Origin of the sequence: Nonomuraea sp. MTCD27 (assembly GCF_041950495.1) — a bacterium.
Taxonomy (GTDB): domain Bacteria; phylum Actinomycetota; class Actinomycetes; order Streptosporangiales; family Streptosporangiaceae; genus Nonomuraea.
The window spans coordinates 258,104-279,830 of record NZ_JBGNUW010000003.1; the positions used below are offsets into that span (position 1 = coordinate 258,104).

The following is a 21,727-nucleotide window of genomic DNA, read 5'->3' on the forward strand; positions in this document are numbered from 1 at the left end:
GCGCATGGAGAGCACCTTCGCGAAGTTCGGGCTTCCCGGTGAACCCGGTACAGAGGAGTTCTGGGCGGCGGCGGGGGGACCCGCGTCGGTACCCGCCGGGGGCGGCTGGCTGACGCTGTTCCTGTGGCGCGGGTCCCCGGCGAGCATCGGCTTCGAGAGCTGGTCCGAGCCGGTGCCGCTGCGCCGGTGGGGTGACACGGACTGCTGGTACGCCGAGGTGGCCATGCCCGCGCGGCTGCGCGTGACCTACCAGCTCCGCACGGCCGACGGGGCGCACGCCGACCCGCTCAACCCGGTGGGCGCGGGCGGCGACCGGTCCATCGCCGCGACCCCGGACGTCCCCGCCCAGCCGCACTGGCCCGCCGTCGGCGCCGCCGACGTGCTGCCCCTCCCGCGCACCCGCCTGCGCTGGACCAGCGAACGGCTCGGCGGGCGGCGCACCGTGCGCGTCCACCCGGCGGGCGGCGGCGGGCCGATGGTCCTGCTGCTCGACGGGGACGACTGGCTGTACCTGCACCCGGCCATGATGGCGTTCGACTCGGCCGTCGCCTGCGGCGACCTGCCTCCTGTCACGCTCGTCTTCCTGCCTGCCCGGGCGAGGGACGCCGAGTTCGGCTGCCGGCCCGAGCTGTGGGAGGCGATCCGGGACGAGCTGCTGCCGCTGGTGGCCGGGAGCGGCGTGCCCGCCGAGCCGGACCGGCTGGTGGTCGCCGGGCAGAGTCTCGGCGGGCTGAGCGCGATGTACGCGGCACTGGAGTTCCCCGAGCTGGTGTCCGGCATCGCCTGCCAGTCGGCGTCGTTCTGGTGGGCGCCCGGCGCCACCGACTTGGCCGACCCCATGGGCGGCCCGGCCGGCGGCGCCGTCGCCGCGCGGTTGCGGGACCGGCCCGACCTGTCCGGCCTGCGGGCCGCGTTCGACGTGGGGGAGCACGAGACGCGGATGCTCCCGCACTGCGAGCTGGTCGAGACGCTGGCCGAACGGGCCGGGGCGACCGTGCGGGTCTCGCGGTCGCCCTCGGGCCACGATCGAGCGGGCTGGCGGCACGCCCTGCTCAGGGACGTCTCCTGGGTGCTCGACCGGCCGGCGGCGCCGGCGACGGGGTCGGTCATGGGCGACCGGTGAGGTAGCCGCCCATCGTGCGGAACACCTCGGTGGCGGGCAGGTCCGCGCCGTCCTCCGTACGCACGCGCTCGATCACCAGCCCGTGGCTGCGGCCGCGGCGGGCCTCGGCCCCCGCCACGATGACCACGCCGTCACCCTCCCGGATGAAGACCCGGCCGGGGGTGCCGCCGTAGACGCCCTTGGAGACCGAGGCCTTCAGCACCCGGATGCGCTCGCCGTTGTGGTAGGTGAAGGCGTTGGGATACGGGTCGGACTGGGCGCGGACCAGGCGGGCGATGTCCTCGGCGGGCCAGGTCCAGTCGATGTTGCTGTCCTCGATCGACCGCTTGTGGAAGAAGCTGGCCTTCGACCGGTCCTGCGGGGTCCAGGAGGACCGGCCGGAGTCGATGAGGTCGAGCGCCTCGGTGACGATCGGCGCGATCAGGTCGACCGTGCGGTGGAAGAGGTCGGTGGCGGTGTCCTCGGGCCCTACGGGCACCGCGCGCTGCACCACGATGTCCCCGGCGTCCAGTTCCTCGTCCATCATGTGCGCGGTGACCCCCACCTCCTTCTCGCCGTTGATCAGCGCCCAGATCAGCGGGGAGAAGCCGGCGTAGGCGGGCAGCAACGAGTCGTGCACGTTGAGGGTGCCGTGGCGGGGGAGGTTGAAGATCTCCGGCGGGATCCAGGTCCGCCAGTTGTTCGCGACGATGAGATCCGGCTCGGCCTCCTTGAGCCGGGCCATCAGTTCCTCGTCGTCCGGCCTGTTGCGCAGGAGCACCGGCACATCGTGGGCCTCGGCCAGCTCGGCCACCGAGTCGTTCCAGATCCTCTCGTAGGCGTGGTCGCTCCTGGGGTGGGTCACCACCAGCACGACCTCGTGCGTGGAGTCCAGCAGTGCCTGGAGCGTGCGATGGCCCCAGGTTTGGTAGCCGAACATCACGACCCGCATGGTGCCTCCTTGTCGGTGGGGCCTGATTAAGTTAGGCTCACCTTAATAAGGGGAGCCTAACCTAAATTAAGCGATGTCTCCACCCCTGATCCAGCCGGCGGAAGGCCTCTATGTCCTCAGCGGAGCAGCACGTCCACGACCTCGTAGGCATCGGTTTCGGACCGTCCAACCTCGCCCTGGCGATCGCGCTTCGGGAACGCCAGGAACGAACAGGCGACCAGGCCGACGCCGTGTTCCTGGAGAAACAGCCCGCCTTCGGATGGCACCGGGGCATGCTGCTCGAAGGCACGACCATGCAGGTGTCCTTTTTGAAGGACCTGGTCACCATGCGAAATCCGACGAGCGAATTCAGCTTTCTCTGCTATCTCCGGGACCGGGGCCGGCTGCTCGACTTCATCAACCACAAAACCATGTTTCCGTCCCGGATCGAATTTCACGACTATCTCGAATGGGCCGCCGCCCGCTTCACCGAGCAGGTGGAGTACGCCTCCGAGGTCGTCGCGGTCACCCCCGTCGAGGTGGACGGGACGATCGAGTTCCTGGACGTGGTCGTCCGGCAGGGCGACGGCACGCTGGTCACCCGCCGGGGCCGCAACCTGGTCCTGGCCGCCGGGCTCGAACCGGTCCTGCCGGACGGAACGGTGAGCGACGAGCGGGTCTGGCACAGCGGGGAATTACTCGACAAGCTGCCCGGGACGCGCGCCCCGCGCAGGTTCGTGGTGGTCGGGGCGGGGCAGAGCGCGGCCGAGGTGACCGACCACCTGCACGCCGCCTTCCCCGGGGCCGAAGTCTGCGCCGTCTTCACCAAGTACGGATACACCCCCGCGGACGACAGCTCCTTCGCCAACCGCATCTTCGACCCGGCGGCGGTCGACCACTTCTACGCCGCGCCCGACGAGGTGAAGGCGCGGCTGCGCGCCTACCACGCCTCCACCAACTACTCCGTCGTGGACCTGGAGCTCATCGACGAGCTCTACCGCCGCCACTACCAGGAAAGGGTGCAGGGCAAGGAACGGCTGCGCATCTTCAACGCCTCCCGGCTCGCCGACGTCGAGCGGGACGAGACCGGCCTGCGGGTCACGGTGGAGTTCCTGCCCACCGGCGAGCGCACCCTGCTGGAGGCCGACGTCATGGTCTACGCGACCGGCTACCGGCCGGCCGACCCGCTCACCCTGCTGGGCACGACCGGCAGGCTCTGCGACCGGCTCCCCGGCGGCGGTGTCCGCCTGGGACGCGACTACCGGATCGTCACCTCCCAGGCGCTGCGCTGCGGCATCTACGTCCAGGGCGCGAGCGAGCACACCCACGGCCTCACCTCGACCCTGCTGTCCAACACCGCGGTCCGGGCGGGTGAGATCGCCGAGTCGGTGGCCGAACGGCTCCGGAGGGGCAGCTCGTACGCGCTGTCGCACTGACCCGCCGGCCGCGCGCCGTCGGCGGGCTCAGGCGACCTTGGCGGAGCCGGCCGTCCAGGTGTTGCACGCGCCCGGCTTGCCCGCCTTGTAGCCCTTCTCGAGCCAGTAGAGCCGGTTGGCGGTCTTGCCGTGGAACCTGTTCTTCCAGAACTCCGGCACCTTGACGACGGGCTTCCAGTCCTTGACCTGGCGTCCCAGGGCCTTCGCCGACACGGCCTGGAAGCAGTCGATCTGCAGGTAGTACCGGCGGTTGTGCTCGTTCATCATGGACTCGGACCGGTCGTTCTCCAGCCCCCACCAGGCCTCGCCGATGCCGGTCTGCCCGGTCACGACCGAGCTCCAGGTCCTGGTGATGGACGTGAACACCGCCAGGTCGCTCTTGGCCCTGATCCAGTCGTCGGCCAGCCGGACCTTGATCTGCACGGCGCAGATCTCGGAGAAGGAGCGGGAGACGTCCATCCCGGTGGAGCAGGACTGCTTGTCGTCGGCGTCCTTGAACACCACCTCCACCGGGCGGAAGTCCTTGATCGCCGGCTTCCACGCCTTGTTCAGGCAGCCGACGAGCCCGGTGACGTACTTCTGGGTGGACGCCTTGCTCGTGCCCTTGGTCAGCTTGCAGGAGACCTTGGGCAGCTTGGCCGCCTTGTAGACCTCGTTGTGGGTCAGCTCGGGGGCGCCCTTGACCGGCTCGGCGGAGGCGGAGGCGGAGGCAGGGGCGGAGACGAGCGCCAGGCCGACGGCGGCCCCGGCTAATGCGCGAATGATCATAAGCGTGGATCCTAGCCATCCCCGGAAGATCCGGGCGTACGGCGTCTCCGGCCGCGCGCCGTGACCTAACTCACCCTCCCCGAGGGGCCCATGGGCGTCACATTTCCCCGGCCGATGTCGTCAATGGCATGGGAGTCGAAACGAGGAGGGCACAATGCGCTCGTGGGTGATGAGACGTCGGTCGTTCCGGTTCAGCCATTGGTCATTCATGTTCGCCGAAGTGGCAATCTGGTCTTTCGTCGTCCTGGTGCTGACCGGAGCATTTCTCATGGTCTTCTACGACCCCGGCATGTCTCCGGTGCTCTACCGGGGCGTGTACACGCCGCTGCGTGACATCCCGGTCAGCGAGGCCTACAACTCCACCATGTACCTGAGCCTGGAGGTGCGCGGCGGCCTGTTCGTCCGGCAGGTGCACCACTGGTCGGCGCTGGTGTTCGTGGCCGCGGTCGCACTCCAGTTGTTGCGCATGTTCGTCACCGGCGCCTTCCGCCGCCCGCGCATGCTGCAGTGGCTGATCTGGGTGGCGCTGCTGCCGCTGGGCATGTTCGCGGGGGAGACCGGCAACGTTCTGCCCGACGACCTGCTGTCCGGCGGGAGCCTGTGGCTGATCCAGTCGGTTCTGCTGGCGATCCCCGTGGTGGGCTCGTACGCGGTGCAGCTGTTGTTCGGCGCCGAATTCCCCGGGGACACCGTCATCCCGGTGATGTACTGGGTGCACGTGCTGCTGTTCCCGGTCGCCATCGCGGCGCTCCTCGGCGCCCGCGAATGGCTGGTGCGGCGCAACGGCCACTCGCGCTTCGCCGGGTCGGTGCCGGGGCGGCGGGGTGCGCGCCCCCTGATGGCGGGCGCGACGATCGGGGTGCTCGTCATTCTCGGGGTGGGCTTCCAGATCGCGCCGATCTGGTTGTACGGCCCGGCGGGCCCGGGCCAGATCTCGGCGGGGTCGGTGCCCGACTGGTACATGGGCTTCCTCGACGGCGCTCTGCGGATCATGCCGGGGTGGGAGCTGACCGTCGCGGGATACACGCTCAGCCTCGCGGTCCTGGTGCCCGCGCTCGTGGTGCCGGGCGCCTTCTTCACCGTCCTGGCCGGCTACCCCTTGGGGGAGCGCTTCGTCCTCCAGCGCCTGGCCCGGCGGGACGCGCTCGGCCGGCCCAAGAGCAGCAGCCGCCTGGCCAAGGAGGGGACCATGCTCGCGGTGCCCGCCGTGCTCGACCGGCCGCGCGACGTCGCGGTGCGGACGGGTGTCGCGGCGGCCGGCGTCACCTTCTACGGGCTGCTGTGGGCCGCCGCGTCCAACGACCAGCTGGCGCACCAGATGCAGCTCTCGGTGGAGGCCGTGACGATCTTCTTCAGGTTCGGCGTGGTCATCGGCCCGTTCATCGCCTACTGGGTGACCCACCGGCTCTGCCTGGGCCTGCAACTGCAGGAGCGGCACAGCAGGGAGCACGGGCCGGAGAGCGGAGTGATCGTCCGGAGCGCGCAGGGCGGGTTCCACGAGCGGCCCATGCAGGTGGACCGGGAGCGGCGGCCGGCCCTCACCGCGTCCGCCGACTGACCGCCTCAGGGCAGGCCCAGCAGGGCGCAGGTCTCCGCGTGCAGCCGGGTGCCCGGTTCGGCGAGCTCCAGCGGCGCGTCGAAGTGGTTGCGCCCGGCCTGCTCGTACGCGGTCACCCGGCAGCCGCGCGCCCGCAGGTGCGCGGCGAACTCGGCCGACTGCCGCTTGAACTCGTCCGTCTCATGTTCCCCCCAGGCGACGACCACGGGGCAGCAAGCGCCCGAAAGGAACATCGGGCTGCAGTCACGGACCTCGCCGGGGTCGATGCCGACGACCTCGTTCACGTACGTGTGCCGCACCGGGGCCAGATCGTAGATCCCGCTGAGCAGCACCGCCCCGGCGATGGGCGCGGGCGGCAGACCCCACCGCCGCCAGGGCGTGGCCAGCAACATGGCGGCCAGATGCGCCCCCGCGGACGACCCGGAGACCACGATCCGATCCGGGTCGATCCGGTGGTCGGCCGCGTGCCGCCACAACCAGGCGAAGGCGTCGCGCACCTGGTCGACGATCTCGGCGAGCCGGGCACGCGGGGCCAGTGTGTAGTCGGTCGTGGCGTAGACGCCGCCCGCCCCGACGACGGCCGGCGCCGGGAACGTGCTGTCCTCCTTGGACAGCTGCTGCCAGTATCCGCCGTGGATGAAGAACAGCGCCGGGTGACCCTCCGCGCGGTCCCCCGCCGGGCCGTAGACGTCCAGCAGGTCGTCCGGCCCCGGCCCGAAACGCAGGTCGCGGTGGGCCACCCCGGCCAGCTCGGCCCGGACGCGCCGGCTGTGCTCGGCGTAGTCGTCGAGGTACGGCTGCAGATCGCCCACCAGGCTGCTCGGCGAGTACTGGACGTCCAGCTGCTCCTGGTCGAACCGCCCGTAGACGGGGCCCGTCATGGCAGCAGCCGTTCGACGGTCTCCTCGCGGGCTCTCCTCAGGAAGTCGGCGAAGTCACTGCCACCGGTCCCCTTGGCCTGCTCGCCGCGCTCGAACCGCTGGATGTAGCGCCCGGTGATGCCGATGTGCAGCGCCCTGAGCCGGGCGAGGGCGGCCACGGCCGCGTTGTACGCCTCGGACAGCCGCGGCCGGGCGGCGCGGTGCCGCTCGACGTGGTCGCGCACCGAGGGACCGGCCTCCAGGTCCGCGAGGAAGCGGCGGTGCGGCCCCGGCATGTACGCGCGCATGCCCGTCAGGAAACCGGCGGTCAACCCGTCGCGATGCGGCACGTCGAGCCCGGCGTCGAAGGCCTGGATGAGGGAGCTCTGCGCGGCGCTGCCGCCGGCCAGCACCAGAGGCTCCCGATCGACCCCCTCGAACCGCAGCCCCGGCGCGGCCCAGCCCGTCAGGAACGGCCTGATCCGGTGGTAGAAGACGTGGGGGTCGCACCACCGCTCGATGTCGAGGAGCGCGTCGACCACCCGGCCGAGCACCTCCCGGACGCCGATCAGCGCCTCGGTGAGCCGGTCGTGCTCGTCGCCGGCCACGGCCTGCCGGACCCGCGCGAGGAGCGGCAGCCCGGGGGCGCCGGCCAGCTCCACCCCCACGGTCGCGAGATAGAACCACTTCTCGTCCACGCCGCCGAGGAAGGTCAGCTGGGTGTCGACGTTCGAGGTGCTCAGCGGCTCCGTCCTGTCGATGCGCCGCCAGTTGTTCAGGACGGCCGAGGCATGCGCGACGATCGGCATCCGGTCCAGGCGCCGGGCGAGCTCGTGAAGGGGATGTGCCACCGGGGCCGGGAGCGTGTGTGCGGGCTGGTCGGCGCCGCGTACGTAGCCGTTCGCGAGGAAGGTCAGCAGGAGCATGGCCCGCTCCCGCTCCCCGGGGGAATCGAGGGCGTCCGGCGTGAGCACGGGCATGGACTCGATCGCCGGGCGCAGGCGCCCGGTCATGATCAGGGCCGAGAGGTTCCGCCCGGCCCGCTCCCACGGGAGGTAGTACGGCGGCAGCGCGTCCACCGGGTCGTCGGCGGGCAGGAACCCGTGGCGCGGGTCGATGGCGTATTCGCTCAGCGGGGCGATCCCCGGTCCACGGGCGCGGGTGCGCATGGTCTCGGGCCTCAACGGACTTTCCTCCTCCTCGCCCCGCCGGTCTCGCGGCGTCCTGGCCGCTCGATGCCCCTTGATCCGCCCGCCGAAACCGGGGTCGCGCCCCGGCCTCCGGCCGTCGGACTGAGCGGCATGATGCGATCTTGCCTGATGATCGTGACCGGTGCCGCGCTGATCTCCTTGATCCTGTGGCCGGGCCGGCCGACGGCGCCGCTGCTGGCCGCGGTCGTCCTGCTGGGCCGGCTGGGGCCGCGGGCCCTGGCATGGTGCCGGATGCGGCAGCTCGCCGGGACGCGACAGCAGCTCACCGCCTCCGCTGAGTGACGCGGGCGCCCCGCTGCGCCGAGCCGGACATCTCCCCGGTGAGCCGGGCGTGGGGCGTTGTCAGCCGGTGGTCTCCTGGGCCGAGGCGTGCCGCGGGCGGACGTGGTGGCGGCCGATGGGGAGCATCAGGGGACGGCCGGAGACGGGGTCCTCGATGATGCGGCTGTCGAGGCCGAAGACGGTGCGGACGCAGTCCTCCGTGAGCACCTCGGCCGGGGCGCCGCAGGCGTGCAGGCGGCCGTCGGCGAGGGCGATGAGGTGGTCGGCGTAGCGGGCCGCCAGGTTGAGGTCGTGCAGGACCATCACGATCGTGGTGCCGCGGCCGCGGTTCAGGTCGGTCAGCAGGTCGAGGACCTCGATCTGGTGGCTGGCGTCGAGGAAGGTGGTGGGCTCGTCGAGGAGGAGCAGGTCGGTCTGCTGGGCCAGCGCCATGGCGATCCAGACCCGCTGGCGCTGGCCGCCGGACAGCTCGTCGACGGCGCGGTCGGCCAGGTCCGTCGTCCGCGTGGCCTCCAGGGCGGCCGCCACGGCGACGTCGTCCTCGTGGTTCCACCGGGAGAAGATCCCCTGGTGGGGGTGGCGGCCCCGGCCGACGAGATCGAGCACGGTGATGCCCTCGGGCGCGACCGGCGACTGGGGCAGCAGCCCGAGCGTGCGGGCCAGCTTCTTGGCGGGCATGCGGTGCACCTCCTTGCCGTCCAGCACCACCCGGCCCGCGCGCGGCGCGAGCAGCCGCGACAGGGAACGCAGCAGCGTCGACTTCCCGCAGGCGTTCGCGCCGACGATGACGGTGATCTCCCCGGGCGGCACGACCAGGTCGAGGGACTCGACGACGACGCGGTCGCCGTACCCGAGCGTGAGCCCCTCGGCCGCGAGGGAGTGGGACGTGGTCATAGGGAGCCTCCGGCCCGGTGCGAGCGGATGATCAGATAGACGAGGTACGGCGCCCCGAGCACGCCGGTGACGACGCCCACCGGGTAGCGGACGTCGAAGGCGAACTGCCCGGCGAAGTCGGCGACGAGGACCAGGAGGGCGCCGACCAGCCCGGCGGGCACGAGCAGCGAGGTGCCCGGGCCCACGAGCCGGGCCGCGATGGGGCCGGACAGGAACGCCACGAACGCGATCGGCCCGGCCGCCGCCGTGGCGAACGCGATCAGCCCGACGGCGGCGACGATCACCGTGATGCGGGTGCGTTCGACGCGGACCCCGAGCGCCGCGCCGGTGTCGTCGCCGAGCTGCATCGCCGACAGGTCGCGCGCCCGGGCCAGCAGGACCGGGGTGAGGACGACCAGGGCGACGAGGGCGGGCAGGGTCTGGTCCCAGGTCGTGCCGTTGAGGCTGCCGGTCAGCCAGCGCGTGGCCTCCTGGAGGTCCCATTCGGCGGCCCGGGACAGCACGTACGCGGTGATGCTGTCGAGGATCGCGGAGATCCCGATGCCGATCAGGATGAGCCGCGTGCCGACGACGCCGTCCCGGAAGGCGAGGGTGTACACGAGCAGGGCGACGACGAGGGCGGAGACGATGGCGAAGACCGACACCTGCGTCCCGCCGAGAGAAAGCGACACGATCGCGACGGCCGCCGCGGCGCTCGCGCCCGAGCTGATGCCGATCACGTCGGGGCTGGCCAGCGGGTTGCGGAGCATCGTCTGGAAGGTGACGCCGGCCAGGCCGAAGCTGAAGCCCGCGACCACGGCGAGGACGGCCCGCGGCAGCCGGAGCCGCCCGACCGTGAAGGTCGCCCCCGGCACCCGCTCGCCGAGGATGACGCGGACCACGTCCTCGGGCGGGTAGAACGTCTGCCCGGCCATCAGGGTCACGGCGAACGCGGCGACGGCGAGCACGGCCAGCGTCAGGACGACGAGGCGGCGGCGCGCGGCGCGCCGGCGCCGGCCGCGGGTGACCGCCCGGACCACGGTCGGGGCGACGGTCGGGGCGACCGCCTGGACGGCTGTCTGGACGGCGGGCGGCCGGCCGGCGGCAGGGGCGCTCACAGCTCACGGACCTTCTGACGGCGGACGATGTGGATGAAGAACGGGGCCCCGATCAGCGCCGTCACGATGCCCACCTCGATGTCCGAGGGCCTGGCCACCACGCGGCCGACGACGTCGGCGGCGGTGAGCAGCGACGCGCCGACCAGGGCGGAGAACGGCAGCATCCAGCGGTGGTCCACGCCGACGAGCAGGCGGCACGCGTGCGGGACGACGAGCCCGACGAAGGCGATCGGCCCGGCGACGGCCGTGGCGGCGCCGCACAGCACGACGGCGCCGAGCGCGGCCGTGCCCCGGATGACGGCGACCCGCTCGCCGAGCCCGGCCGCGATCTCGTCGCCCAGGGCGAGCGAGTTCAGCGCCCGCGCGGACAGGAGGCAGATGGCGAAGCCGACGGCGAGGAACGGCAGGACCTGCCCGATGCGCTCGTAGGAGGCGCCGCCGACGCCGCCGATCTGCCAGAGCCGGAAGCTGCCGGCGATGTCGTTGCGGGGCAGGACGACGGCGCTGACGAGGGACGCGAAGGCCGCCGACGTGGCGGCGCCGGCCAGCGCCAGCTTGAGCGGCGTGGCCCCGCCGCGCCCGAGGGAGCCGACGGTGTACACGAAGGCGGCCGAGACGGCGGCCCCCGCCATCGCGACCCAGATGTACCCGGTCGGCGACGTGAGCCCGAAGAACGCGACCGCGGTGACGACGGAGAGCGAGGCGCCCATGTTGACGCCCAGGATCCCCGGGTCGGCCAGCGGGTTGCGGGTCACGCCCTGCATGACGCCGCCGGCCAGGCCGAGCGCCGCACCGATGACCACGGCGAGCAGGGTGCGCGGGATCCGCTTGGTGACCGCCGCCTGTTCGAGGGAGCCGTCCGTACCGCCGAGGGCCGCCCAGACGTCGGACCAGGCGACGTCGCGCGACCCCAGGGCGACGGAGGCCACCATGATCACGGTCAGGACCAGCACCGCGACGAGCAGCCACAGGACCCGGACACGCGCCGGACGCCGCACGAGGGCGGCGTCCGGCGCGCGGTCGGTGTCGGCCGTGCGTTCGGGCGTGCGGTCTGGCCGGGGAGTGGGCGGGGGAGCGGGCAGGGTCACTTGACCTTGTCCGCGGCCTCGGCGAGCGCCTTGACGTAGTCCTCCAGCACCCACGAGATCGACAGCGGGGTCGGGTTCGCGGCGGTGCCCAGCGGCTTGCTGTCGGGCAGCAGGTAGACCGAGCCGCGCTCGACGGCGGGGATCTTCGACAGCAGCGGGTCCTTGCGGATCTTCGCGAGCAGCTCGCCCTTCTCGTCGCCGTACCCGGTGATGATGTCGACGTCGTCGAACACGTCGATCTGCTCGGCGCTGCGGCTCAGGGCGAACTTCTCCGTGCCCTTGGACGCCTCCGCGATGCTGCCCGGGATCGTCAGCCCGAGATCCTCGAAGAACAGCGTGCGGGTGTCGTGCGTCGTGTAGAAGCCGATCTCGCTCACGTCGTTGGGGTCGACGTGCGTCATGAACATCGCCGACTTGCCCTTGAGCTGCGGGTACTTGTCGACGACCGCCTTGATGTCGGCCTCGATGTCGCCGATGAGCTTGTCGCCCTCGGCGGCCAGGCCGATGGCCTTGCTGTTCAGCCGGATGATCTCGCGCCACGGGGTCGCCCAGGCGGCGTCCGGGTAGGCCACCACGGGCGCGATGTCGCTCAGGGTGTCGTAGTCCTGCTGGGTCAGGCCCGAGTAGGCGGCCAGGATGACGTCCGGCTTGGTGTCGGCGACGGCCTCGAAGTCGATGCCGTCGGTCTCGTCGAAGAGTACGGGCTTGCCGGCCTTGAGCTCCTCCAGCCGCTCCTCGACCCAGGGCAGGAGCCCGTCGCCGTCGTCGTCGCCGAAGTTCGCGGCCGCCATGCCGACCGGGACGACGCCCAGGGCCAGCGGGGCCTCGTGGTTGGCCCAGTTGACCGTGGCCACCCGCTGCGGCTTGGCCTCGATGATGGTCGTCCCCAGCGCGTGCTCGATCGTCATGGGGAAGGCGCTCGCGCTGTTGCCGGCGCTGGTGGTGGCACTGGCGCTCGCGCCGGCGCCCGTGGTCTCGTCCTTGGTCTCCGAGGTGCCGCCACAGGCCGTGATGCCCAGCAGGACGGCCGCCACGGTGAGGATGCGAAGGCTAGGTGGACGCTTCAATCCCGTACTCCACTTCAGAATCCGCTGGTGCCCGGCCCTCGGATTAGTTAGGTAAGGCTTGCCTTTTCTATGGGCACCATAGGAGAAATGGGCGACTTGTCGCAATCAATCATTTGAGACATCGACTGTCGCGATCGGGACACGCGTGGCCTCAACGTGCCCGGAACGCCCCCGGTGTGAGCCCGGTCGTCCGGCGGAAGGCCGCGCCGAACGCGCTCGCCGAGCGGTAGCCGACCTCCTCGGCCACGGCATCGACGTCCCAGCCCCGGGTGAGCAGGCCGACCGCGTGCTGGGCGCGTACCGCCGCCACCCAGCGCGCGAAGCTGGTGCCCGTCTCCGCGTTGAAGGCCCGGCTGATCGTGCGGGCGCTCACGCCGAGGCGGGCCGCCCAGTCCGCCAGCGTCCGCTGGTCGCCCGGGTCGTCGCGCACCGCGTCGGCGATCGGGCGCAGCAGGTCGGAGGTGGGCACCTGCAGGAGCAGCTCGTGCGAGGAGGGCGTGAGCACGTCGAGCACCATCGCCTCGGTCACCGCCCGCGAGCCGGAGGGCAGCTCGGTGTCGGTGAGCCGCTCCAGCAGCAGCCGCAGCAGCGGGGTGATCTCGACGCCGACGGGCGTGGGGGAGATCGGGGTCACGGCGCCGAAGGCGAGGAAACCGGCGCGGCACCAGGTGCCGGCCGTGGCCGAACCGGAGTGCAGGGTGCCGGCGGGCATCCACAGGCCCAGGGTGGGCGTGATCGTCCAGACCCGTGCCCCCACCACGGCCGTGGACGCGCCGCGCTCGTTCCAGAGCAACTCGTGCCAGGGGTGGGAATGCTCGTTCCACGTGGTGTCGTGGACGAAGGTCTCGCTCCAGCTGAGGATCGTGTACGGCATGTCGGCCGGCCCGGCGGCCAGGGCGGGCAGCGTGCGGATCTGCCTGGTCATGGGAGGAAGAGGTCCGGCACGGGCGGCATCGCCCCAGCTTAGTACCGCCCTGACAGTCCTGGTTAGGCTCACCTAAGATCGAGTGATGAACGCTTCTGAGATCCGTACGGTGGGGACCCACGCCGAGCTCCGGGAGATCGTGAAAGAGCCGCCGCAGCCCATCTGGGACAAGGACATCGCCCGGATCGACGAGCACGCGCGCACGATCATCGCGCACTCGCCGTTCGTGCTGCTGGCGACCTCGAACTCCGACGGCACCTGCGACGTCTCACCCCGGGGGGATCCGGCCGGGTCGGTGCTGGTCCTCGACGACCACCGGCTGGCGCTGGCCGACCGGCCCGGCAACCACCGGCTCGACAGCCTCCGCAACGTGCTGGACAACCCCCACGTCGGGCTGCTGTTCATCGTGCCGGGGATGAACGAGACCCTCCGGGTGAACGGGCGCGCGACGCTCGTGTCGGACGCGCCGTTCTTCGACGACCTGGTGGTCCAGGGCAAGCGACCGCGCCTGGCGGTCCTCGTGGAGGTCGAGGAGCTGTACATGCACTGTGCGAAGGCGTTCCTGCGCTCGTCGCTGTGGAAGCCCGAGACCTGGCCGGACCGCAAGAGCCTGCCCACGCTCGGCCGGATCGCCAAGGACCAGCTGGGCCTCAAGGGGGTCTCCGCGAAGGAGCTCGACGCGGGGCTCGACCTGGACGCCGAGACGAACCGGTACTGACCTCTAGCCGGCCGCCGCCCTGGGGCGCATCCGGACGGCCACGACCAGCGCGAGGACGACGACCGCGGCCATGGCCAGGAAGGCGTCGGAGTAGGCGGCGCCCTCGTGCCCGGGGAACAGCGGGTTGACGGCGCCCGCGCCGCTCTGCTGTCTCGCGGTCACCAGCGCGCCGAGCAGGGCCGGGCCGGTGCCGGCGCCGAGGAACTGGGCTCCCTGGAGAATCCCGATGCCGACGCCGACCCGGTCGCCCGGCAGCGTGCCGGCCGCGGCGCTGATGATCGGGGTCAGCACGAAGATGAAGCCGACGCCGAGCCCGAGGACCCCGATCCCCGCGGGGATCACCGACGTGCCTCCCGCGCAGGCCGACAGGAACACGGCGAACAGTCCCATGGCGGCCAGGCCCGCCAGCACCAGGGGCCGGGTGCCGACCCGGTCGGAGAGGCGGCCGATCAGCGGCGAGACGGCGGCGACGGCGACCCCGGCCGGGATCATGACCAGCGCCCCCGCCCCCGGGCCGAGCCCGTTGACGTCCACCACCAGCAGCGGGACGAGGACCAGGCCGCCGAGGTTGACGATCATGGCCAGGAACGCGATGACGACGGCCGCCCGGTAGACCGGGTCGGCGAACAGCGCGGGCGGGACGAACGGCTCCGCGACGCGGGCCGTACGCCACCCGAAGAGCGCGATCGCCACGACCGCCACCGCGAGACTGGCCCAGGACGAGGGCGCCGCCAGGCCGGAGACCTGGGCCTGGGTGATGCCGAACAGCACCAGCCCGGCGCCCAGCCCCAGCAGGATGCCGCCGGGGAGGTCGAACCGCCCCGCGCCGGACGGGGCGTCGCCCGGCAGCACGCGTGCCGCCGCGGGCAGCAGGACCAGCGCGATCGCGAGCATGATCCAGAACAGCGCGGGCCAGCCGAGGAACTGCCCGATGCCGCCGCCGACGGCCGGTCCGGCGGCGGTGCCGATGCCGGCGGACGCGGAGATGACGCCGATCCCCGCGCCCCGCCGGTCGGCCGGCATCAGCGTGGTGACGGCGATGATCGACAGCACGGGTATCGCGGCCGCGCCGACCCCCATCACGACGCGCCCGAGCACGAGCACGAGGAGGTCCGGGGCGAGCGCGCAGATCAGGCTCCCGGCGGCGTAGGCCAGCAGCGCGAAGCAGAAGAGGCGGCGCAGGCTCACCCGGTCGGAGATGCGGCCGTAGAAGGGGATGCCGACCGAGAACATCAGCAGGAAGCCGGTGACGACCCAGGCGAGCTCCGCCTCCGAGGCGCCGAACTCCGTCCCGATGGCGGGGAGCACGAGGTTGACCATGTCGCTGGCGATGACCGTGGCGAGCATCGCTGGCAGGAGCACCGCCAGCAGGGCCGGTGCCGAGCCGGTCCGTGCGGTCGTGCCCGTCGTGGATGTCATGCTGTCCGTCCTCCAGCTGTCTTTTCTGTAACTGTCACGGTTACAGTTAGGGCGAAAAGAACGGCGGAGGACCGGCCTCCGCCGTCGCTCGGCCCGCGGCAGGGGCTACCGCGGCAGTGCGAGTTCGCGCTCGATGGTCAGCACCTGCTGGTGCAGGTGGGCGATGGTCGTGCGGCCGAGCCGCTCCTCCAGGGCTCGCTCCGCGTCCCGGAACTCGGACTCCAGCAGGGCCTGGATGTTGCGCCCCACCTCGCAGTCGGCGCTGGGCGGGTGGGGGTGGCGGGACAGGATCGGCCCCTCCTCGACGGCGGCGTACGCGTCGTACAGCGTGATCTCGCGGGGGCCGCGGGCGAGCGACCAGCCGCCGCCCCGGCCCTCCGTGGCCCGCACCAGGCCGGCCTCCCGCAGGCTGCCGAGGACGCGCCGCACGAGAACCGGGTTGCTCTCCAGGCTGTCCGCGATCTCCGCGGAGGTCAGCGTGCGCTCGCCCCAGCGCGCCAGCAGTGTGAGCGCGTGGATCGCGACCGCGGTCCTGCTGCTGAGGCTCACCGTGTCCCCCTTCGCCGCCGATTGAACTGTAACAAAGCTAGTTGCAGTTCGATGGGCGGTCAACCCGCCCGGCGGTCAGGTGACCTCGTTAGTGCAGGGAGACGATGCCCGAGCCGAACGCGCGCGTGTCGCGCAGCTGCTTGATCTTCCGTGCCTCCGTCGCCAGGTCGCCGGTGACGAGCGTGCTGTTCCGCTCGACCCTGTCGAGGGTGGCGGAGAAGACCTCCCGCGCCCGGGAGCTCATCGGGTGGGACGTGCCTTCTTCGGGCCGCCGGACAGCTCTGCCAGGAGGTTGAACCCGGGACGGTCCACGGAGGCCGCGGTGGCGGACAGCACGACCACGCCGGTTCCCGAGGCGCGGTGGAGCCCGAGCCAGGAGCGGAAGCCGCCCGTGCCGCCATTGTGCAGGGTGAAGCCGCTCCCGACCGTCAGGACGAGCCAGGCGGCACCGATGTGCACCCTGCCCTGGAAGGGGGCGACCGGGTCGAGCGCGGCGACGCCGGGTGCCGTGCCCTTCAGCAGCGCGTCCGTCAGCAGGGCCATGTCCCGGATGGCGGCGCGGGCGCCGCCCGCGGGCCCGAGCGCCTCGCCCGTCCACGCCTCCCGTGGCCGTCCCCGCTTGCTCCGGCCGGTCAGGGCCGTGGGGCGGAGCCGCTCCGGACCCGCGGGCACGTAGAGGCCGCCGAGCTTGAGGGGGCCGGCGATCCGGTCGCGCACCAGGCCGGCGTACGTCGTGCCGGCGGCGCGGGCGATGGCGTGGCCGAGCAGCTCGAACCCGAAGTTCGAGTATCGCGGCGCCGGCTTGCCCACCTTGGTCCCCCGCGCCTGGGCCAGGAGCTGTTCGAGGTCCTCCCCGTACGGGTTCGTCCCGTGCCGCCACAGGGCGACGGTCCGGCGTAACGGGTGCATGGCGGCGGGAAGCCGGGGCAGCCCGGATCGATGCGTGCTGAGGGCGGCCAGGCTGATCCGCGCGGCGGGGACGTCGCCGATCGGCAGCAGCTCGCCGAGGAGCGTGTCGCGGCTGATCTCGCCCCGTGCCAGCGCGTCGACATAGAGCAGCCCGGTGATCCCCTTCGTGATCGACCCGATCTCGAAGTCCCCCTCCATCGGGGCGCCGCGGCTCGCCACGGTCATCCCCGAAGACGTGACCGTGGCGACGGCGGCCACGGGGTGGCGGGCGGGGTCGAGCACCTCGTTCAGCTTCGCCGCGAGCCGATCGTCACCGTACGTCCCCGGCGTCATGCGCCGCGCCTCTTCCATAGAGGTCAACCTAGCTTGACCAAGGGCCGTCCGCGGGAGCGGATCCGGTCCCGGAGGCCCGGCGGTCAGAAGCGGCGGCACTGGCCTTCCTTGTCGCCGCGCACGGAGTTCCCGCCGCCGGTGACCTTCGAGCGGTTGTCCGCGCACTCCAGGTCGCCCTTGACCGTGTTGCGGTGGACCCGCAGGCCCCGGCGGTTGTCCTTGAGCTGGATGTTGCCGTCCACCCGGTTGCCGTCGACGCGTACGTGGCGGCGGTTGCCCTCGATCTGGATGTCGCCGTCGACCCGGGTCGAGGTCACCGTGACGCTGCCGCCGTCCTTCACCTGGATGTTGCCGTCCACCTTCGAGCCGCTGGTGACGGAGACCGCGCGGGCGCCCTCCGCCTGGATGTCGCCGGCGACCCGGACGCCGCGCGCCACGAGGCCGGCCCCGTCGCCGACCTTGACGTTGCCGCTCACCCGGGTGCCGAGGAGGGTGCAGGTGGCGCCGTCGGGCACGCGTACGTCGTCGACGCCGGTGGCGCGGATCGTGCCGGCGCAGGTGCGCGTGTCGGCCGCGGCCGGTGTGGCCAGGGTGAGGCCGCCGAGGACGGTGCCCAGGACGGCGCCGGCCACGGTCAGTCCGATCTTGTTCATGTCATTCCCCTCGTCAGTCCCGGTGCGGGCCGCCCGCCCGGTCATGAGAAGGCTCTCGATCGGCCGTGGCTCCCACGTGAGAGGGACATGAGGGATTTCTCATGAAAGATCAGGACATCTTCCACGGCGTCGGCGAAGATCCGGTGAGTCGTCCGGCCCCGTCCGGGTAGCGGAGCCCCTCGTGAGCCAGAACGTGACCGAGAAGCTGATCGCCGCGCACCTGACCAGGGGCGAGATGCGGGCGGGCGAGGAGATCGGGCTGCGGATCGACCAGGCGCTGATCCAGGACGCCACCGGCACGATGGTGATGCTCGAACTGGAGGCCCTCGCCCTGGACCGGGTACGCACCGAGACGGCGGTCCAGTACGTCGACCACAACCTCCTGCAGACCGACGAGCGCAACATGGCCGACCACGTGTTCCTCCGCTCGGCCTGCCGGCGGTTCGGGATCTGGCACTCGCGCCCGGGCAACGGCGTGTCCCATCCCACCCACATGCAGCACTTCGGCGTACCCGGCAAGACGCTGGCCGGCTCCGACTCGCACACCTGCGCCGCCGGCTCGCTCGGCATGCTGGCCATCGGCGTGGGCGGGCTCGAGGTGGCCATGGCCATGGCCGGGGAGCCGCTGTTCGTCACGATGCCCGAGGTCTGGGGCGTGCGGCTCACCGGCGAGCTGCCGCCGTGGGTGAGCGCCAAGGACGTGATCCTGGAGATGTTGCGGCGGCACGGCGTACGGGGCGGCGTGCACCGCGTCATCGAATACCACGGACCCGCGCTCGCCACGCTGACCGCGATGGACCGGCACGTCATCGCCAACATGGGCGCCGAGCTGGGCGCGACCACCACGGTCTTCCCCTCCGACGAGCGGGTGCTGGAGTTCCTGCGGGCCCAGGGCCGGGCCGGCGACTTCACCGAATGCGTGGCCGATCCCGGCGCCGGCTACGACGTGCACGAGGAGATCGACCTGTCCGGCCTGGAGCCGCTGATCGCCCGGCCCGGCTCGCCCGGCAACGTCATCCCGGTACGCCACGCCGCGGGCGAGCCGGTCCACCAGGTCGTCGTGGGCTCCTCGGCCAACCCCGGCCTGCGCGACTTCGCCGTGGTGGCGGAGATCCTGCGCGGCAGGCAGGTGCACCCCCAGGTGTCCCTGGACGTGAACCCCACCTCGCGGCAGATCCTCATCGACCTCACCAAGATGGGCGCGATCACCGCGCTGATCGAGGCCGGCGCCCGCATCCACCAGACCGGCTGCCTGGGCTGCATCGGCATGGGCCAGGCCCCGGCCGTCGGCCGCAACAGCCTGCGTACGTTCCCCCGCAACTTCCCCGGCCGCTCCGGCACCCACGACGACTCCGTCTGGCTCTGCTCACCCGAGACCGCGGCCGCCGCGGCACTCACCGGCGCCATCACCGACCCGCGCGACCTGGGCCTCGACCCGCCGCGCGGGCAGCTGCCGCGCACGGTCAGCGCGGGCGCCGCGCTGCTGGAGCCGCCCCCGCCGGTCGACCAGGCCCGCGAGGCGGAGCTGGTCAAGGCCCCGAGCATCGGCACGCTGCCGGAGCTGGATCCGCTGCCCGACTCCCTCACCCTGCCGGTCGTGCTCAAGGTGGGCGACGACATCTCGACCGACGAGATCATGCCGGCGGGCGCGCGGGCGCTGCCGTACCGCAGCAACATCGCGGCGCTGGCCGACTTCGCCTTCACCCAGATCGACGAGGATTACCCGCGACGGGCCCGCGACACGGGACCGCACGCCATCGTCGGCGGCCGCAACTACGGCCAGGGCTCCTCCCGCGAACACGCCGCCATCGTCCCCCGCTACCTCGGGCTCCGGGTCGTCGTCGCCAAGTCCTTCGCCCGCATCCACTGGCAGAACCTGGCCAACTTCGGCGTGCTCGCGCTCGAGTTCGCCGACGAGTCCGACTACGACAGGATCGGCCCCGAGCTGCGTTTCGAGGGCCTGCGCGACGCGGTCGAGCACGGCACGGAGCTGGCCGTGAACGGCATCGTGCTCAGGCACCGCCTCTCCGCCCGCCAGCGCGCCATGGTCCTGGCGGGCGGCTGGATCCCGCTGTTCAGGCAATGAGCGGCCGCTCGTTCCCGTCGAAGGTGAACCCGCCGGCCCGCCCTTGACGCGTCATGCCCGCCGCCCGGGCCGATCGGCTCGGTCATGGATGAGGAGAGCCTCGGTCACAGCCGCCGGGGCCGGGCCGAAAATAGCGTCGGCGCATGCATACAGAGCAGGTCGTACGTGGAGGCGGCACGGGTGACGGCACCGCCGGTGTGCCACCGGTCCCCAGGGCCGATCGGTGGCGCTGGGCCTGGCTGGGGGCGGGAACGCTGCTGTGGCTCCTCGCCGTCCACGGTCGTTACGACGTCGCGGTGGCGGCCTGGCTGTCGCCCGTTCTCCTCCTCAGGTTCGTCAGGACCGGCCCGGCCCTCGCCGGCCTGCTCGCGGTGTGGGCGGCGTCCGCGTCGGCGGGCCTGTTCTGGATGGTCGAGACCGCGGTGCCGATGACGCCGATCACCGTGCTCGGGATCATCGCCCTGGGCACCCTGACCGTCGTGCCGTACGTCGCCGACCGGCTCGTCACCCCGCGGGCGGGCACCGTGACGGGGCTGCTGCTGTTCCCGGCGGCGCTGGCGGCGTGCGAGTTCCTGATGACGCTCCTCAGCCCCTTCGGCACCGCGTTCGGCGTGCCGGCCGCGACCCAGCACGACAACCTCGCGCTGCTGCAGGTGGTGGCCGTGACGGGTCCGTACGGGGTGGGCTTCCTGATCGGCTGGTTCGCCACCGTGGCGAACCACGTCTGGGCGAACCCGCGGGCGCTGCGCGTGCTGTGGTCGTACGCCGCCGTGACCCTGGTCGTGCTGCTGGCGGGCGGGACCAGGCTGGCCTTCCCCGCGCCGGACGCCACCACCGTGCGGGTCGCGGGCATCAGCCCGGACACCTCGGCCACCCGCGAGCTGCGCGGCGTGATCGGCGAGAATTACACCCCCGAAGGGGTGGCCGGGCAGGATCAGGCGGCCGTGCGGGCCGCCTTCGACAGGGTCAACGCCAACCTGCTGGCACGTACGCGGGAGGCGGCGCAGGCGGGAGCGAGGATCGTGGCGTGGTCGGAGCAGGCGGCCAACGTCCTGGCGGCCGACGAACCGGCCTTCCTGGCCCGGGTGGCCGCCGCCGCGCGGGAGAACCGGATCTATTTGCAGGCCGCGGTGTCCCTCTTCCTGCCGCGGGCCCCGTACGCCGCCAACCGGGTCCACCTGTTCGGCCCGGAGGGCGAGCGGGTCTGGGCGTACGACAAGGCCCATCCCATTCCGGGCCTGGAGGCGTACCCGGCGGGCGACGGCGTGGTGCCGGTCGCGCGGACGCCCTACGGCCGGCTGGCCACCGTGATCTGCTTCGACGCCGACTTCCCCGAGCTCATGCGCGTGGACGCGGACATCATGATCGTGCCCGCGCGCGACTGGGCGGAGATCGGGCCCGTGCACAGCCAGAAGGCCGGCCTGCGCTCGATCGAGAACGGGTACGCGATGGTCCGGCAGGCCGAGTTCGGCGTGTCGGGAGCCTTCGACGCGCAGGGGCGGGCGCTGGCCGTGCACGACTACGCCGGCGGCGACCGGCACGTCGTCTACTCCGACGTGCCCACGCGCGGAGCGGCCACGGTCTACCGCGTGATCGGCGACGTCTTCGCCTGGGCATGCCTGGCGGGCACGGCCGTCATGATCGCCCTCCCGCCATGGCGCCTCCGTCCCCGCCGCCCCACCACCGCCACACAGACCACGTAGCCGCCCGCCGCCCGCCGCCCGCCTTTGGGACGCTCCCCTTTGGGACGCCTGCCTTCGGGGCGCCGCCCGGCGCCGCCCATCGCGCTCACGGCCCCGGTGCCCCGGGGGTGCCGGGCCTCCGGGGGCGACCGCGGCGAC

Annotated in this window: 21 protein-coding genes; 7 read left to right on the forward strand and 14 right to left on the reverse strand. The window is 72.3% G+C overall.

All coding sequences use genetic code 11. The features are described from left to right. The first annotated feature begins 4 nt into the window (after positions 1–4). Positions 5–1,123, forward strand: coding sequence for an alpha/beta hydrolase-fold protein (locus ACBJ59_RS09240; protein ID WP_375109728.1), 1,119 nt, complete (start codon positions 5–7; stop codon positions 1,121–1,123). On the opposite strand, the gene ACBJ59_RS09245 is transcribed toward ACBJ59_RS09240, so the two are convergent. After that, complete coding sequence (locus ACBJ59_RS09245; RefSeq protein ID WP_375109729.1) at positions 1,107–2,054, reverse strand: methionyl-tRNA formyltransferase; 948 nt, start codon at positions 2,052–2,054, stop codon at positions 1,107–1,109. The two genes, ACBJ59_RS09240 and ACBJ59_RS09245, sit on opposite strands and share 17 nt — an antisense overlap. 110 nt (positions 2,055–2,164) lie before the next feature. Here ACBJ59_RS09245 and ACBJ59_RS09250 point away from each other — a divergent pair, with 110 nt between their 5' ends. After that, the gene (locus ACBJ59_RS09250) at positions 2,165–3,469 is read left to right on the forward strand and encodes a lysine N(6)-hydroxylase/L-ornithine N(5)-oxygenase family protein (RefSeq protein ID WP_375109730.1); all 1,305 of its coding nucleotides are present in this window, start codon (positions 2,165–2,167) and stop codon (positions 3,467–3,469) included. A gap of 27 nt (positions 3,470–3,496) precedes the next feature. Here the strand turns inward: ACBJ59_RS09250 and ACBJ59_RS09255 are convergent, their stop codons facing one another. Beyond that, on the reverse strand, positions 3,497–4,237 hold the full coding sequence (locus tag ACBJ59_RS09255; RefSeq protein WP_375109731.1) for a hypothetical protein: 741 nt from the start codon (positions 4,235–4,237) through the stop codon (positions 3,497–3,499). Between the two features lie 220 nt (positions 4,238–4,457). On the opposite strand from ACBJ59_RS09255, the gene ACBJ59_RS09260 reads away from it, so the two are divergent. Next, positions 4,458–5,795 (forward strand): cytochrome bc complex cytochrome b subunit, encoded by a 1,338-nt coding sequence (locus tag ACBJ59_RS09260; protein ID WP_375109732.1) that lies wholly within the window; start codon positions 4,458–4,460, stop codon positions 5,793–5,795. A 5-nt stretch (positions 5,796–5,800) separates the two neighbouring features. On the opposite strand, the gene ACBJ59_RS09265 is transcribed toward ACBJ59_RS09260, so the two are convergent. Beyond that, positions 5,801–6,676 carry an alpha/beta hydrolase gene (locus tag ACBJ59_RS09265; RefSeq protein ID WP_375109733.1) on the reverse strand — a complete coding sequence of 292 codons (876 nt, stop codon included), beginning with the start codon at positions 6,674–6,676 and terminating at the stop codon, positions 5,801–5,803. Then, positions 6,673–7,839 (reverse strand): hypothetical protein, encoded by a 1,167-nt coding sequence (locus ACBJ59_RS09270; protein WP_375109734.1) that lies wholly within the window; start codon positions 7,837–7,839, stop codon positions 6,673–6,675. Before ACBJ59_RS09270 ends, ACBJ59_RS09265 begins: the two co-directional genes overlap by 4 nt. Positions 7,840–7,974: 135 nt before the next feature. Here ACBJ59_RS09270 and ACBJ59_RS09275 point away from each other — a divergent pair, with 135 nt between their 5' ends. After that, entirely contained in the window at positions 7,975–8,148 is a 174-nt protein-coding gene (locus ACBJ59_RS09275) for a hypothetical protein (protein ID WP_375109735.1), read from the forward strand. Between the two features lie 60 nt (positions 8,149–8,208). Here the strand turns inward: ACBJ59_RS09275 and ACBJ59_RS09280 are convergent, their stop codons facing one another. From ACBJ59_RS09280 to ACBJ59_RS09300, 5 genes are all read right to left on the reverse strand, one after another. Continuing rightward, entirely contained in the window at positions 8,209–9,042 is an 834-nt protein-coding gene (locus tag ACBJ59_RS09280; protein ID WP_375109736.1) for an ABC transporter ATP-binding protein, read from the reverse strand. Then, positions 9,039–10,061, reverse strand: a complete 1,023-nt coding sequence (locus tag ACBJ59_RS09285) for a FecCD family ABC transporter permease (RefSeq protein ID WP_375110213.1) — start codon at positions 10,059–10,061, stop codon at positions 9,039–9,041. The genes ACBJ59_RS09280 and ACBJ59_RS09285 overlap by 4 nt, the downstream gene beginning before the upstream one ends. Positions 10,062–10,135: 74 nt before the next feature. Then, positions 10,136–11,227 (reverse strand): FecCD family ABC transporter permease, encoded by a 1,092-nt coding sequence (locus tag ACBJ59_RS09290; protein ID WP_375109737.1) that lies wholly within the window; start codon positions 11,225–11,227, stop codon positions 10,136–10,138. Further along, positions 11,224–12,294, reverse strand: a complete 1,071-nt coding sequence (locus ACBJ59_RS09295; protein WP_375109738.1) for an iron-siderophore ABC transporter substrate-binding protein — start codon at positions 12,292–12,294, stop codon at positions 11,224–11,226. The genes ACBJ59_RS09290 and ACBJ59_RS09295 overlap by 4 nt, the downstream gene beginning before the upstream one ends. Before the next feature lie 151 nt (positions 12,295–12,445). Beyond that, positions 12,446–13,219 carry a helix-turn-helix transcriptional regulator gene (locus ACBJ59_RS09300; RefSeq protein WP_375109739.1) on the reverse strand — a complete coding sequence of 258 codons (774 nt, stop codon included), beginning with the start codon at positions 13,217–13,219 and terminating at the stop codon, positions 12,446–12,448. 85 nt (positions 13,220–13,304) lie between these two features. On the opposite strand from ACBJ59_RS09300, the gene ACBJ59_RS09305 reads away from it, so the two are divergent. Continuing rightward, on the forward strand, positions 13,305–13,937 hold the full coding sequence (locus ACBJ59_RS09305) for a pyridoxamine 5'-phosphate oxidase family protein (RefSeq protein ID WP_375109740.1): 633 nt from the start codon (positions 13,305–13,307) through the stop codon (positions 13,935–13,937). Positions 13,938–13,940: 3 nt separating this feature from the next. Here ACBJ59_RS09305 and ACBJ59_RS09310 read toward each other — a convergent pair whose 3' ends face one another. The 5 genes from ACBJ59_RS09310 to ACBJ59_RS09330 all read right to left on the reverse strand — a co-directional run bounded on the left by ACBJ59_RS09310 (position 13,941) and on the right by ACBJ59_RS09330 (position 17,800). Beyond that, entirely contained in the window at positions 13,941–15,356 is a 1,416-nt protein-coding gene (locus ACBJ59_RS09310; RefSeq protein WP_375109741.1) for an MFS transporter, read from the reverse strand. A 105-nt stretch (positions 15,357–15,461) separates the two neighbouring features. Beyond that, positions 15,462–15,905 (reverse strand): Rrf2 family transcriptional regulator, encoded by a 444-nt coding sequence (locus ACBJ59_RS09315; RefSeq protein WP_375109742.1) that lies wholly within the window; start codon positions 15,903–15,905, stop codon positions 15,462–15,464. A gap of 88 nt (positions 15,906–15,993) precedes the next feature. Next, the gene (locus ACBJ59_RS09320; protein WP_375109743.1) at positions 15,994–16,149 is read right to left on the reverse strand and encodes a hypothetical protein; all 156 of its coding nucleotides are present in this window, start codon (positions 16,147–16,149) and stop codon (positions 15,994–15,996) included. Continuing rightward, complete coding sequence (locus ACBJ59_RS09325; RefSeq protein ID WP_375109744.1) at positions 16,146–17,165, reverse strand: serine hydrolase domain-containing protein; 1,020 nt, start codon at positions 17,163–17,165, stop codon at positions 16,146–16,148. Before ACBJ59_RS09325 ends, ACBJ59_RS09320 begins: the two co-directional genes overlap by 4 nt. 65 nt (positions 17,166–17,230) lie before the next feature. Continuing rightward, the gene (locus ACBJ59_RS09330) at positions 17,231–17,800 is read right to left on the reverse strand and encodes a hypothetical protein (protein WP_375109745.1); all 570 of its coding nucleotides are present in this window, start codon (positions 17,798–17,800) and stop codon (positions 17,231–17,233) included. 181 nt (positions 17,801–17,981) lie between these two features. Between ACBJ59_RS09330 and ACBJ59_RS09335 the strand changes: the two genes are divergently transcribed. Together ACBJ59_RS09335 and ACBJ59_RS09340 are read left to right on the forward strand one after the other, a co-directional pair. Then, positions 17,982–19,886: an aconitate hydratase gene (locus ACBJ59_RS09335; RefSeq protein ID WP_375109746.1), complete on the forward strand. Its 1,905-nt coding sequence runs from the start codon at positions 17,982–17,984 to the stop codon at positions 19,884–19,886. Positions 19,887–20,029: 143 nt separating this feature from the next. Continuing rightward, positions 20,030–21,589, forward strand: a complete 1,560-nt coding sequence (locus ACBJ59_RS09340) for a nitrilase-related carbon-nitrogen hydrolase (protein WP_375109747.1) — start codon at positions 20,030–20,032, stop codon at positions 21,587–21,589. The last annotated feature ends 138 nt before the right edge of the window (positions 21,590–21,727 follow it).

Coding starts and splice junctions, on each gene's coding strand:
- ACBJ59_RS09320 (WP_375109743.1), bottom strand. CDS start 16,149: ATGAGCTCCCGGGCGCGGGAGGTCTTCTCCGCCACCCTCGACAGGGTC.
- ACBJ59_RS09280 (WP_375109736.1), bottom strand. CDS start 9,042: ATGACCACGTCCCACTCCCTCGCGGCCGAGGGGCTCACGCTCGGGTAC.
- ACBJ59_RS09240 (WP_375109728.1), top strand. CDS start 5: ATGGAGAGCACCTTCGCGAAGTTCGGGCTTCCCGGTGAACCCGGTACA.
- ACBJ59_RS09255 (WP_375109731.1), bottom strand. CDS start 4,237: ATGATCATTCGCGCATTAGCCGGGGCCGCCGTCGGCCTGGCGCTCGTC.
- ACBJ59_RS09330 (WP_375109745.1), bottom strand. CDS start 17,800: ATGAACAAGATCGGACTGACCGTGGCCGGCGCCGTCCTGGGCACCGTC.
- ACBJ59_RS09275 (WP_375109735.1), top strand. CDS start 7,975: ATGATCGTGACCGGTGCCGCGCTGATCTCCTTGATCCTGTGGCCGGGC.
- ACBJ59_RS09340 (WP_375109747.1), top strand. CDS start 20,030: ATGCATACAGAGCAGGTCGTACGTGGAGGCGGCACGGGTGACGGCACC.
- ACBJ59_RS09305 (WP_375109740.1), top strand. CDS start 13,305: ATGAACGCTTCTGAGATCCGTACGGTGGGGACCCACGCCGAGCTCCGG.
- ACBJ59_RS09265 (WP_375109733.1), bottom strand. CDS start 6,676: ATGACGGGCCCCGTCTACGGGCGGTTCGACCAGGAGCAGCTGGACGTC.
- ACBJ59_RS09250 (WP_375109730.1), top strand. CDS start 2,165: ATGTCCTCAGCGGAGCAGCACGTCCACGACCTCGTAGGCATCGGTTTC.
- ACBJ59_RS09245 (WP_375109729.1), bottom strand. CDS start 2,054: ATGCGGGTCGTGATGTTCGGCTACCAAACCTGGGGCCATCGCACGCTC.
- ACBJ59_RS09325 (WP_375109744.1), bottom strand. CDS start 17,165: ATGGAAGAGGCGCGGCGCATGACGCCGGGGACGTACGGTGACGATCGG.
- ACBJ59_RS09300 (WP_375109739.1), bottom strand. CDS start 13,219: ATGACCAGGCAGATCCGCACGCTGCCCGCCCTGGCCGCCGGGCCGGCC.
- ACBJ59_RS09310 (WP_375109741.1), bottom strand. CDS start 15,356: ATGACATCCACGACGGGCACGACCGCACGGACCGGCTCGGCACCGGCC.